Origin of the sequence: Acidisoma sp. L85, assembly GCF_009765865.1 — a bacterium.
Classification (GTDB): Bacteria; Pseudomonadota; Alphaproteobacteria; order Acetobacterales; family Acetobacteraceae; genus Acidisoma.
Genome location: NZ_LMUQ01000064.1, coordinates 265,747 through 277,409, shown reverse-complemented (window position 1 = coordinate 277,409; position 11,663 = coordinate 265,747). Strand labels below are relative to the sequence as shown.

The window sequence follows — 11,663 nt, the reverse complement described above, 5'->3', positions numbered from 1 at the left end:
TTCTTGCGATGACGGCCTCGGTTGGCCCCAGAGGCTACCTATATCTCACGCGAGGTCGATGTCTGCGACCCGGTTCAGACGAGTGAGGGAGGCGCGGATGGTGCGAAGAATAGAGATCGACGCGGCGCCCCCTTTGCCCTGCGCCACCGCCGCTCGTCGAATCGGAGGCGGTTCGACGCCGCGCCCCTCGGGAGCCATCGCCGCCCAGCCGACCGATTCGGGTCTTGCACCAGAACGCGGTGCGCGCCGGGGTCCTGCCGAATGCGGTGATCTGCCCTTCCTTATTCGCCGCGACGGTAGCTGGCTCTACAAAAATAGTCCGATCGGCCGGAAAGAGCTTGTTTGCCTCTTCGCGAGTGTCTTGCGACGGGAAGCGGACGGCAGCTTCTGGTTGGAGACGCCCGTGGAGCGCGGCAAGATTGAAGTCGAGGATGCGCCTTTCGTCGTGGTCGAAATGGATTGGAGCGGTAACGGCCTCGATCAGGTTCTCACCTTCCGCACCAATGTGGACGAGGTTGTGAGTGCCGGGCTCGAACATCCGCTGCGTCTCAGCCACGGGCTAGGGATCGGCGAGCCCAAGCCATACCTGCGTATTCGTCCTGGCGCCGGCAGCCACCCCATTGAGGCGCGAATCAATCGCTCCGTATATTATGAGCTTGCGGCGCTGGCGGAGCCCCATCCGGTGCGCGGCCGCATGATGCTGGGTGTCTGGAGCGAAGGCGTGTTCTTTCCTCTGAGCGAGATGCCTGCCGGAGACGAGTGACGCCACCTTTCACCGCCGAGTTCCTCCGCCAACGCCTCAGCGAGCCGCAAACCAGCGAGGCTGCGGGTGTGGCGACATCCCAGTCGTTAGCGGCCGCTGTCCTCATTCCCATCATCATGGAGGCTGAGCCGAGCATCCTGTTGACCCGCCGCGCCGATTCGCTGCGCCACCATGCTGGCCAGGTGAGTTTCCCCGGCGGCCGCATCGATCCCGAGGATGCGACCCCGGAAGCGGCGGCGCTGCGTGAGGCCTGGGAAGAGGTGGCACTGGATCCCGCCGGCGTCGAGCTGATCGGCCGGCTGCCTGATCATATGACCGGCACCGGATTCCGCGTGACCCCGGTTGTGGGACTTGTCGCGCCGGGGGCCGCGCTGCGTGCTCAGCCAGCCGAGGTCGCGGCCATCCTCCATCTGCCGCTGGCGGTGTTGCTCGACCCTCAGGCACCGCGCCGCAGCCGCATCCGTAGCCGAGGCGGCGACTGGCACGAGGTCTGGGTCTGGCCGCACGAGGAGCACCATATCTGGGGCGCCACCGCCGCGATCCTGGTCACTCTGGCGGGGCGGCTACGCGGCGGGGTGTGAGGCGCGGTCGGTTCAACGGGCTGTCTGTCACCGCGTGACCGGGCTAACGATAGTGCCATGTCACTGCCGACCCCTTTCGCGGATGCCGAGCTTCTGGCCGTGCTGGACGTCCTGCCCGGAGCGCGGATCGTCGGCGGCGCGGTGCGCGACATGCTGGCAGGGCGGCCGGTGCAGGATATCGACATCGCGACGCCGCTGTCTCCCGAGGAGGTCACGCGAGCGCTCAATCGGGCCGGGTTGCGGGCTCTGCCGACCGGAATTTCTCATGGCACCGTGACAGCCCTCTCGGGGCAAAGCGCGTTCGAGGTCACGACCCTCCGCCGCGATGTGGAGACCGATGGCCGCCACGCCATCGTCGCCTTCACCGAGGATTGGCGGGAGGATGCGGCCCGCCGCGACTTCACCATCAACGCCATGTCGATGGAGCGCGATGGCGCGCTCCACGACTATTTCGGCGGCGCGGCCGATCTCGCCGCCGGAAGCGTTCGCTTCGTGGGCAGTCCAGCGGCGCGGATCGCCGAGGATTATCTCCGCGCCCTGCGGTACTTTCGCTTCCAGGGCCGCTACGGGAGAACGCCACCGGATGCCGAAACGCGCGCTGCCCTAGCCGACGCCGCGCCACGGCTCGGCTCGCTATCCGCCGAGCGGGTTTGGAGCGAAACGGCGAAGATCCTCCGCACCGCCGATCCGCTACCGGTTCTTCGCCTCATGGCCGAACTCGGCGTGCTGGCGGCTCTGTTTCCCGAAGGTGCCACGCCAGAAGCGATCGGCCGCCTCGACACCGACGCGCCAGCCGACGCTGTGCTCCGTCTCGCGGCACTGCTGGGCACAAGCACCGCTGCAGGCGCCGTGGCGGCACGGCTGAAGCTCTCGGTCGCCGAGCGCGAGCGCCTGCTCGCCCTACTGACGGGACCAGTGCCGACGTCCACCGCTGATGGCGCGGAGTTGAGGAGGGCCATGGCCGAAACCGAGCCCGCCATCCTGGTCGGCCGATCGCTGTTGCGCCACCCATCGGCACCCGAAAGCCGCGCGCTGCGCCAGCGATTGATGGCCATGACGCCGCCGGTCTTCCCTCTGCAAGGCCGCGATGCGGTCGCGCTTGGTCTCACCCAAGGCCCTAGAGTCGGCCAGGTCATGCGACAGGTGCGAGCCTGGTGGCTCGCGCGAGGCTGCGTGGACGACGCGGAAGCCTGCCGGGCCGAATTGGCCAGGGTGGTCGCGGCGTCCGCTTCTTGATACACGCGGCCGCAGATGAAGACGCTCCCCACGGATGAATCGACCCGCGCGCTCGTCGCTCGCCTCTGGCGCGAATATCTCCGCCAGTACAAGGGACGCCTCTTCGTCGTCGGCTTGCTAACGCTGCTCGTCGCCGGCATCACCGCGCTCTACCCGGCGGTGATCGATCAGGCGGTCGATATGTTCGCGCGCAAGGACCGCCGGATCCTCTACCAAATCCCGATCCAGGTTCTCATCGTTACCGGCTTCAAGGCGGCGGTGCAGTTCGGCCAGTCTGTCGCCACCCAGAACCTCGTGCTGCTGGTCATCCGCGACTTGCAGAACCGCATGTTCAGCCATCTCATGGACGCTGACCTGGCGCGGCTTGAGCGCGAGCCGCCCGCACAGCTCGCCGCCCGTTTCACGACCGATGCCGCGACGATCCGGGAGGCGCTGACCCGTGCGGTCAGCGGCGTCTCCGACGCCATGACGGTGGTCGGGCTGGTTTGTTCGATGTTCTACATGGATTGGGTGCTCAGCCTGATCGCCGCCGCGCTCTATCCCCTCGCCGCTCTGCCAATGCAGCGCATCGGCAAGCGCGTGCGCCGCGCCTCCGGCAGCATGCAGGAGCGCATGGGTGAGGCGGCGACCATGCTCAACGAGAGCTTCGCGCAGAGCCGCACGGTGCGGGCCTATCGGCTCGAGGGTGTCGAACGGGAGCGCGCGCAGGACGCTTTCTCGCAGCTCTACCGCGCACTGCTGCGCATGGTTCGGTCGCGCGCCCGCGTTGATCCGGTGCTTGAGGTGCTGGCTGGCACCACCATCGCGCTGGTGATCGGCTTCACCGGCTGGCGCGCCGCCGCCGGTGCCGCGACGCTCGGCAATTTCTCCGGCTTCCTCGCGGCACTCCTGCTCGCCTCTCGTCCCCTGCGCGCCTTGGGTTCACTGAACGCGGCAGTGCAGGAGGGGCTGGCGGGACTCGCGCGGTCCTTCACCGTGCTGGACGAGCCAGCCTTCATCACCGAACGCATCGGCGCGAGACCGCTCCCCTCGGGTCACGGCGCGCTGCGCTTCGATGAGGTGACTTTCACCTATCCCGATGGCCGTCCGGGATTGCAGGGGCTCTCCTTCTCCGCCGAGCCCGGCAAGACGGTGGCGCTGGTTGGCGCTTCCGGCGCGGGCAAATCCACTGCCCTGGCCCTCATCCCGCGCCTTTACGATGTGGAGGGCGGCGGCATCAGCATCGACGGCGCCGATATCCGCGACGTGACCATGGCGAGCCTGCGCGACGCCATCGCCTATGTCGGCCAGGATTCGCTTCTGTTCAACGACACGATCCTCGCCAATATTCGCATGGGCCGGCCGGTCGCGAGCGAAACGGAAATCGCCGAGGCCGCCGAGGCCGCTGCCGCCGCCGGCTTCATCGCCACCATGCCGGAGGGCGGCGACACCCCCGTCGGCTACAACGGCACCAGCCTCTCCGGCGGCCAACGGCAGCGCGTGGCGCTGGCCCGCGCCTTCCTGCGCAACCCGCGCATTCTGCTGCTCGACGAGGCGACCAGTGCGCTCGACGCCGAAAGCGAGGCCGCCGTGCAGGCGGCCCTCAGCAGGCTGCGCCAGGGCCGCACCACGATCATCGTCGCCCATCGCCTCTCAACCGTGCGTGACGCCGACCTTGTGGTTGTGATGGCGGAGGGACGGGCGATGGAAAGCGGCACTCATTCCGAGCTGATCGCGCAGGACGGCATGTACGCGCGCCTGGTGCGGACGCAGGCCCTCATGGTCTGACGGCGCTTAACACGATCGCAAGTGGTTAGCGCGAGTCTGGACATCAGCCAGACCAGCGCAACCAGGAGCGATTACGTGTTCCCCACCATTCAGCAAACCCAAAGAGTCCCACTGAGTCCACCGCCTGACTCGGCATCGCCCTTTGTGCTCCCGATCAACCGCAACGCTCGAGACCAGACGAGCCCTGCTTACAATGCGATCAAAGCAAGGGCTCAGGAGTTTGTTGACGAGTATAATAAGTTGGGTCGACGGCTGAAGAACCGCGTTATATCGCACACCACAGGGAGCCGAACACACGCCAGACTCAAGGGCGGAGTCAAAGACTATTCACAAAATCTCGGGAAAGCGTATAGCGACTCTCTGCGCGCGCAATTTATATTGAAATTAAAGCAGCGCACCCCACCGTCTGGGACGAGGCCGATCGATCGTGACGAGGCTAATTACCATCATGCTTCCATCGCATGGCAGCATGTGACTGGTCAGGTAGACAATCAAGAAGCGCTCAAGCAACACGGGGAAATTCTTGACCGCCGCGTAAAGACGTTCATCGACGCTGCCGAAAATCGCGAGCTACTTAAGGTTCTAACGCGAAGCGTGGAGAACGATTTTCGCCAATTATCGACAATGCTCGGCGACGCCCATGAGGGGGCAATCTGGGGAGAGGTCGAAAAGATTCGGCGCCAGGAGCCGTCGCGGCAGCACCACGATAGGCCGGCATACGGAACGGGATTTGTCCAGGTTCCGCAAGGAATGCAAGCGGCCCGGCATCCTCAAAACCGATGGATGCGAATGATGGGTGACTGACCGCTCGAGCTGAACTGGCTTGACTTAGATCATTTCCTGTACGTCACAGCATGCGGCCCGCGCCCCAGGCGCAGGCCGCATGCTTGATTACATCTTCTGCTGGACGTTATTCGCGGTGTTGCTAACCGCATTGCCGGCACTGTCGACGGCATTGCCCGTAGCGGTGCCTGCCGTGTTGACCGCGTTGCCCGTCGCTGTGCCGGCGTTGGAGAGATCCTTGCCGGCACCATGGACGGTGTTGCAGCCTGAAAGACCAAAACCCGCGCCGCCGAGAAACGCCACGGCCGCACTGGCACGCATCAATCTGCCGAACACAAAAGAGGAAGTCATCGCAATCTCCGTCGAGTGGTGGCCTCACAATCTGGGGGCGCGCCAGCAATTGTCATCGTTCCGCCAATAGCTTGCACAACGACGCACTCGCGCGCCACTTCACCTTCCCGTGACCGGTCACACCTTCCCGAGGTAAGCCGCCGCGACGATATCGCGGGTGAAGTCGCCGTTGGTGCCCTCGACGGCGGTATTGGTCAGCGCGACCGCGCTCAGCCCCTCGGCCGGGTCCACCCAGAAGCTCGTGCCGTAAACCCCGCCCCAGTTCCAGCTGCCAACAGTCATCGCTGTGGCCGCCGCCGCCGGATCCCGCAGATGACCGACCCCGACCCCGAAGCCCCATCCCGGTCCGGCAATGTCGATCTCGAGCGCAGGCACAGCATCCGCGATTAGTGCGGCAACGCTCTCGCGCCGCAATACGGGCGCGCCGCCAAGACGTAGCGCTTCCAGGAAACGCATATAATCCGCCGCCGTCCCAACCATGCCAGCGCCGCCTGAGGCATAGGCCTGGGGATCGGTGGCGCGACCCGGCGAGAAATGGACCGGTCCGCTTTCGAGCGGCTGAAGCACGAATGGGTCCGTCATCCGGCGAGCCGGTGTGCCAAGGGGCTCGCCATCGGCATACGGCGTCGCCAGCCGCTCGGGCGATGGCGCCAGGAAATGCGTGTCGGCCATCGCCAGAGGCCGCGTCACGCGGTCGCTTATGACCTCGGGCAGGCTGAGGCCGGTCGCCGCCGCCAACACGGCACCCAGCACGTCAGTCGCGAGCGAATAGTGCCAGCGGCTGCCCGGCACGAAGCCCAGCGGCAGCACGGCGATACGCCGCAGATTTTCCTCCAAAGAGATGCCTGGCCGATCTATCCCGTCCGAAATCCCGCCGCGGCGATAAACCCCCTCGCCCTCCTGCAGGAAGCCGTAGGAGAGGCCAGCGGTGTGGGTCATCAAGTGCCGGATGGTGATCTCGGGCGTCTCACCTTCAGCGGTGCGTGGACGAAAATCCGGCAGGAAGCGCGTCACCGCGTCGTCCAGGCCGAGCACCCCGCTTTCGGCCAAAGCCAGAGTGGCGACCGAGACGATGGGCTTGGTCATGCTGGCCAGGCGGAAGACGGTATCCTCGGCCATCGGGCGTTTCTCTTCCCGATCCGCAAGACCCGCTACAGCGCGGTAGCGCAGCCTGCCGTCCTTGTGGATGAGGATGACCGTGCCGACGATGCGGCCAGCCTCGATCGCCCGGGCAACCACCGCATCGAGCGCGGTGCCCGCCTCTTCCGCCGAGACCACGCCTAAAAGCCGGCTTGCTGGTCGTCGGCGAAATCGCCGGCGGCTTCGGAGATTGCGAGAATCTCGGGATCGCCGCGAAATGCCTGTTTCTGCTCCTCGGTCATGAGGCGCCAGGCGACGCGGATGATGTCTTCGAGGTCCTCGACCCACTTCCGGCTATCATCGGTCGCGCTATGAGCGCGAGCCATGCCGAGATAAGCGTCGATATCGAGTGGCTCGATCTCCGATCGGGCGCGGCCGAATGCGGGATTGGCGTCGTCGCTGGTCATGGCTGGCGGCTCCATTGCTAGCCGAGCCGCCCGGCCCCCGGCCTGGTTTACGCGAAGGCCAGTGGCGCACCCGAAGAGACTCGAACTCCTAACCCCCAGATTCGTAGTCTGGTGCTCTATCCAATTGAGCTACGGGTGCGTGCCGGTGCGGCGATTTAGCGAAACCTATCCCGAGCCGCAAGGGGGCTTCGGCGCGGGTCCGTCACGCCGCCTTGTCCAAAGCCCGCAAAAGCGCGTCTCCCATCACACGCGTGCCGACCTTTGCCTTGCCCGGCTGCATGATGTCGGCGGTCCGCATACCGCTTGCCAGCACGTTATTGACCGCATTCTCAACCAGCGCCGCCTCTTCCTTCATGCCGAACGAATACCGCAGCAGCATCGCAAAGCTGAGCGTCTGCGCCAGCGGATTGGCCACGCCCTGGCCCGCGATGTCGGGGGCCGAGCCATGGATCGGCTCATACAAAGCGAGGCGCCGGCCGGAGGAATCGGGCGCCCCTAGGGTCGCCGAAGGCAGCATGCCGAGGCTGCCGGTCAGCATGGAGGCGAGATCCGACAGGATGTCGCCAAAAAGGTTCGTGGTGACGATGACGTCGAACTGCCGGGGATTGCGGACCAGCTGCATGGCACAGTTATCGGCATACATGTGGCTGAGCTGGACATCCGGATAGTCGCGCGCGCCCAGCGCCGTGACGATCTGGCGCCACAGCAAGCCGCTCTCCATGACATTGGCCTTCTCGACCGAGCACAGGCGGTTATCGCGGGTGCGGGCAAGGTCGAAGGCAACGCGGGCGACGCGCTCGATCTCGTTCGTGGAATAGACCTCGGTATTGATGCCGCGCTTCTGCCCGTCCGGCATCGTTTCGACGCCACGCGGCTCGCCGAAGTAGATGCCGCCGGTGCTCTCCCGCACGATCATGAGGTCGAGGCCGCGAACCACGTCGGGCTTCAGCGTGCTCGCGTCGATCAGCGGATCGAGCACCGTCGCCGGCCGCAGATTGGCGAAGAGGCCAAGCTCACGGCGCAGGGTGAGGATGGCCAGTTCCGGCCGCAGGTCGAAGCCCAGCCGGTCCCATTGCGGGCCACCGACGGAACCGAACAGGATCGCATCGGAGCCTTTCGCGCGGGCAACCACTTCGGGGGTGATCGGCACACCATTCGCTTCGATGGACGCGCCACCGACCAGGGCCTCCGAAAGATCGAAGCTCACGATCCGCCGACGGTCGAGCCATTCGATGACGTTCACCACTTCCCGCGTGACTTCGGGGCCGATGCCATCGCCAGGCAGGATCAACAGTTTCTTGTTCGAGGGCATAGGTTGTCGAGCCTTCCGTTTCTTCTGCCTCGTTTAGACGATAGCGAAGCGACACCCCACCCCCGCCGTGGTTTATCGTCCACGAGGACCGGAGGGGCGCGGCGTTAAGGCCTACTGATCTGATATTGAACCGCGTCCCAGAGTTCCGTCATGGCACGCGAAGGCGTGCCATCCACGCCTCACCTTCGTCGAAGGAAGACGCGGATGCTCGGCCTTCGCCGAGCATGACGTGGTGGGACGAGCAGCGCTTCGAGCCACATTCATCCCGCTCTAGACCGCGATGACGGGCATCCACGGCTTCGCCACCAGACGCCGGCTCTCGTAACCAGCGATCGAGGCGGTGCGTTGCATGGTCTGCCCAATATCGTCCAGGCCGTTGAGCAGCAGATGGCGGCGGAAGTGATCGACCGCGAAGGGAATCTCCTGACCGCTCGGCCGGATCACCAGTTGGCGACCTAGATCGACCGTGATGCGGGCATTGGCGCCGAGCTTGGCGTCTTCCATCAACTGGTCGCAGACCTCGCGCGGCACTGCCACCGGCAAGATGCCGTTCTTGAAGGAGTTGTTATTGAAAATATCCGCGAAGCTTGGCGCGATCACGCAGCGGAAACCGAAATCGAGCAGCGCCCAAGGGGCGTGCTCACGCGAGGAGCCGCAGCCGAAATTCTCATGGGCGATGAGGATCTCGGCATGGCGGAACGGCTCCTGGTTGAGCACGAACTCGGGCCGCTCCCCGCCAGCATCGTCATAGCGAAGACCCGCGAAAAGGTATTGGCCGAGGCCGCTGCGCTTGATGGTCTTGAGGAAGCGGGCCGGAATGATCTTGTCCGTATCGACATTCGCCATCGGCAGCGGTGCCGCGATGGCGCTCAGCGTCGTGAAAGCCTGCATCACACCAGCTCCCGGATATCGGTCAGATGGCCCGTCACCGCCGCCGCCGCCGCCATCGCGGGCGATAGAAGATGCGTGCGTCCGCCCTGGCCCTGCCGCCCCTCGAAATTGCGGTTGGAGGTGCTGGCGCAACGCTGTCCGGGCATCAGCTTGTCCGGATTCATCGCGAGGCACATGGAACAGCCCGCCTCCCGCCACTCAAAGCCGGCGTCGAGGAAAATCTGGTCCAGCCCTTCATCCTCGGCCTGCTTCTTCACCAGTCCCGAGCCAGGAACGATGAGGCCGCGCACAGTGTTCGCCACCTTGCGGCCACGCACCACGCCTGCCGCGGCGCGCAGATCCTCGATGCGGGCATTGGTGCAACTGCCGATGAAGACGACGTCCACGGGGATATCGGTCAGCTTCATGCCGGCCGTGAGACCCATATACTCCAGCATGCGCTGCACCTGCGCCCGCTTGGCCTCGTCCAGCGTATCCTCGGGATTCGGAACGGAGCCGGTGATCGGCAACACGGCCTCTGGGTTCGTGCCCCAGGTGACCATGGGCGCGATCTCGGAACCGTCCATCTCGACGATAGTGTCGTAATGCGCGCCGGGATCTGAGGGCAGCGTACGCCAATAAGCCACGGCGCGGTCGAAATCCTCGCCCTTGGGGGCGAAGGGGCGGCCCTTGATATAGTTGAAGGTCGTCTCGTCCGGCGCGATGAGCCCGGCGCGGGCGCCGCCCTCGATCGACATGTTGCAGACCGTCAGGCGCCCGGCCATGTCGAGCGCGCGGATGACCGAACCGGCATATTCGATGACATGGCCGTTGCCGCCGGCCGTACCGATTTTGCCAATGATCGCGAGCACCACATCCTTGGCCGTGCAGCCTGGGGGCAGCGTGCCCTCGACGCGGACCAGCATGTTCTTCGCCGGCTTCTGCTGTAGCGTCTGAGTCGCCAGCACATGCTCGACCTCGGAGGTGCCGATGCCGAAGGCTAGGGCCCCCATCGCGCCGTGTGTCGAGGTGTGGCTGTCACCACAGACGATCGTCATGCCGGGCAGGCTGATGCCCTGCTCCGGGCCGATGATGTGGACAATGCCCTGACGACGGTCGAGCACATCGAAGAACGGCACGCCGAATTCCAGGACATTTTCCTGCAAGGTTTCAACCTGCAACCGGCTCTCGGGCTCCTTGATGCCCTGGCTGCGGTCGCTGGTCGGCACGTTGTGGTCAACCACTGCGATGGTCGATTGCGGCGCGTGAACCTTGCGGCCGGCGGCACGCAGACCTTCGAAAGCCTGCGGGCTCGTCACCTCATGGACGAGGTGGCGGTCGATATAGAGGAGGCAGGTCTCGTCCTCGAGCCGCTCGACGACATGGTCGTCCCAGATCTTGTCGAACAGGGTACGCGGCCGGGTCTCCGACATGGTCCTCTCCTAGCGTTCGCTTCGAGTGAGCCAGCCGCTAACCCTCGGCGAAGCCGAGGAGCCACGTCTTCCTCGAAGCAAGCGAAAACGTGGATGGTCGGCCTAAACCGACCACGACGCGACCAGGATCGGCCGATACCTGCCTTGCGGCAGGCGCCGTTCAGGCGGAAGCGGGCTCGGCGGCCGGCGCGGCCGGTGTCGCTTTCGGGGCCGCTGTCTCGGTCGGAAGCTCACGAGCGCGCTCGGCGATACGCGCCGACTTGCCGCTGCGATCACGCAGGTAATAAAGCTTCGCGCGGCGCACGTCGCCACGGCGCACGACGATGATTTCGGCGATCGAAGGCGCATACAGCGGGAAGACACGCTCCACGCCTTCGCCATAGCTGATCTTGCGCACGGTGAAGTTGCTGTTCAGGCCCTTGTTCGAACGCGCGATGCAGACGCCTTCGAAAGCCTGTGTCCGGCTACGCTCGCCCTCAACCACCTTAACCATCACGCGCAGCGTATCGCCGGCCTGGAAGGTCGGGACGGCGCGTTTCTCGGTCAGGCGAGCAATCTGCTCCGCCTCGATCGTCTGAAGTAGGTTCATGGGAAAATCCTCTCGTGAAGCGGTTCTTACGGGCCGGGCTAGGCCGTTGCAACAGATGCGGCGGAGTCTGCGTGGCGGCCTGCCATGCGCCCCTGCCGATAGCGATCCCAAAGATCTGGCCGCCGCTCCCGCGTGGCACGCTCGGATTCGGCGTGGCGCCAGGCACGGATGGCGGCGTGATCGCCCGAGAGCAGAACGGGCGGCACGGCGCGCCCCTCCCATTCCGCTGGGCGGGTGTAATGCGGGTATTCGAGGAGGCCCTCGGCGAAGCTCTCCTCCTCGGCGCTCGCGGCGGCACCCATGACGCCGGGCAGCAACCGCAGGCAGGCGTCCAGCAACACCAGCGCCGCCGGTTCGCCGCCGGACAGCACGTAGTCGCCAATGCTGATTTCCTCCGCCTCGGTCGCCTCGATGGCGCGCTGGTCCAGCCC

Annotated in this window: 12 protein-coding genes, 1 tRNA gene and 1 pseudogene; 5 read left to right on the top strand and 9 right to left on the bottom strand. The window is 65.5% G+C overall.

Translation table 11 applies throughout. The features are described from left to right. Positions 1-97 precede the first annotated feature (97 nt). The 5 genes from GSQ83_RS23280 to GSQ83_RS23265 all read left to right on the top strand — a co-directional run bounded on the left by GSQ83_RS23280 (position 98) and on the right by GSQ83_RS23265 (position 5,151). Positions 98-763, top strand: a complete 666-nt coding sequence (locus GSQ83_RS23280; protein WP_158805243.1) for a DUF1285 domain-containing protein — start codon at positions 98-100, stop codon at positions 761-763. After that, the gene (locus tag GSQ83_RS23275) at positions 760-1,344 is read left to right on the top strand and encodes a CoA pyrophosphatase (protein ID WP_158805242.1); all 585 of its coding nucleotides are present in this window, start codon (positions 760-762) and stop codon (positions 1,342-1,344) included. Before GSQ83_RS23280 ends, GSQ83_RS23275 begins: the two co-directional genes overlap by 4 nt. Before the next feature lie 57 nt (positions 1,345-1,401). After that, positions 1,402-2,580 carry a CCA tRNA nucleotidyltransferase gene (locus GSQ83_RS29685; RefSeq protein WP_159013435.1) on the top strand — a complete coding sequence of 393 codons (1,179 nt, stop codon included), beginning with the start codon at positions 1,402-1,404 and terminating at the stop codon, positions 2,578-2,580. 15 nt (positions 2,581-2,595) lie between these two features. Next, on the top strand, positions 2,596-4,347 hold the full coding sequence (locus tag GSQ83_RS29680; RefSeq protein ID WP_159013436.1) for an ABC transporter ATP-binding protein: 1,752 nt from the start codon (positions 2,596-2,598) through the stop codon (positions 4,345-4,347). A gap of 75 nt (positions 4,348-4,422) precedes the next feature. Beyond that, the gene (locus GSQ83_RS23265; protein WP_158805241.1) at positions 4,423-5,151 is read left to right on the top strand and encodes a hypothetical protein; all 729 of its coding nucleotides are present in this window, start codon (positions 4,423-4,425) and stop codon (positions 5,149-5,151) included. A gap of 87 nt (positions 5,152-5,238) precedes the next feature. Here GSQ83_RS23265 and GSQ83_RS30710 read toward each other — a convergent pair whose 3' ends face one another. From GSQ83_RS30710 to GSQ83_RS23220, 9 genes and pseudogenes are all read right to left on the bottom strand, one after another. Further along, entirely contained in the window at positions 5,239-5,481 is a 243-nt protein-coding gene (locus GSQ83_RS30710) for a hypothetical protein (protein WP_254065858.1), read from the bottom strand. Between the two features lie 117 nt (positions 5,482-5,598). Further along, positions 5,599-6,759 carry a serine hydrolase gene (locus tag GSQ83_RS23255; protein WP_158805240.1) on the bottom strand — a complete coding sequence of 387 codons (1,161 nt, stop codon included), beginning with the start codon at positions 6,757-6,759 and terminating at the stop codon, positions 5,599-5,601. Between the two features lie 2 nt (positions 6,760-6,761). Continuing rightward, positions 6,762-7,028: a hypothetical protein gene (locus tag GSQ83_RS23250; protein WP_158805239.1), complete on the bottom strand. Its 267-nt coding sequence runs from the start codon at positions 7,026-7,028 to the stop codon at positions 6,762-6,764. A 62-nt stretch (positions 7,029-7,090) separates the two neighbouring features. After that, a tRNA-Arg gene (locus GSQ83_RS23245) sits at positions 7,091-7,167 on the bottom strand. A gap of 63 nt (positions 7,168-7,230) precedes the next feature. Further along, entirely contained in the window at positions 7,231-8,340 is a 1,110-nt protein-coding gene (leuB, locus tag GSQ83_RS23240) for a 3-isopropylmalate dehydrogenase (protein WP_158805238.1), read from the bottom strand. A 270-nt stretch (positions 8,341-8,610) separates the two neighbouring features. After that, on the bottom strand, positions 8,611-9,231 hold the full coding sequence (leuD, locus tag GSQ83_RS23235) for a 3-isopropylmalate dehydratase small subunit (protein WP_158805237.1): 621 nt from the start codon (positions 9,229-9,231) through the stop codon (positions 8,611-8,613). Next, positions 9,231-10,643, bottom strand: a complete 1,413-nt coding sequence (gene leuC, locus GSQ83_RS23230) for a 3-isopropylmalate dehydratase large subunit (protein ID WP_158805236.1) — start codon at positions 10,641-10,643, stop codon at positions 9,231-9,233. The genes leuD and leuC overlap by 1 nt, the downstream gene beginning before the upstream one ends. Before the next feature lie 160 nt (positions 10,644-10,803). After that, on the bottom strand, positions 10,804-11,232 hold the full coding sequence (gene rplS, locus GSQ83_RS23225) for a 50S ribosomal protein L19 (protein WP_158805235.1): 429 nt from the start codon (positions 11,230-11,232) through the stop codon (positions 10,804-10,806). 38 nt (positions 11,233-11,270) lie between these two features. Continuing rightward, positions 11,271-11,663 (bottom strand): annotated as a pseudogene (locus GSQ83_RS23220) (tRNA (guanosine(37)-N1)-methyltransferase TrmD); the annotation flags it as partial.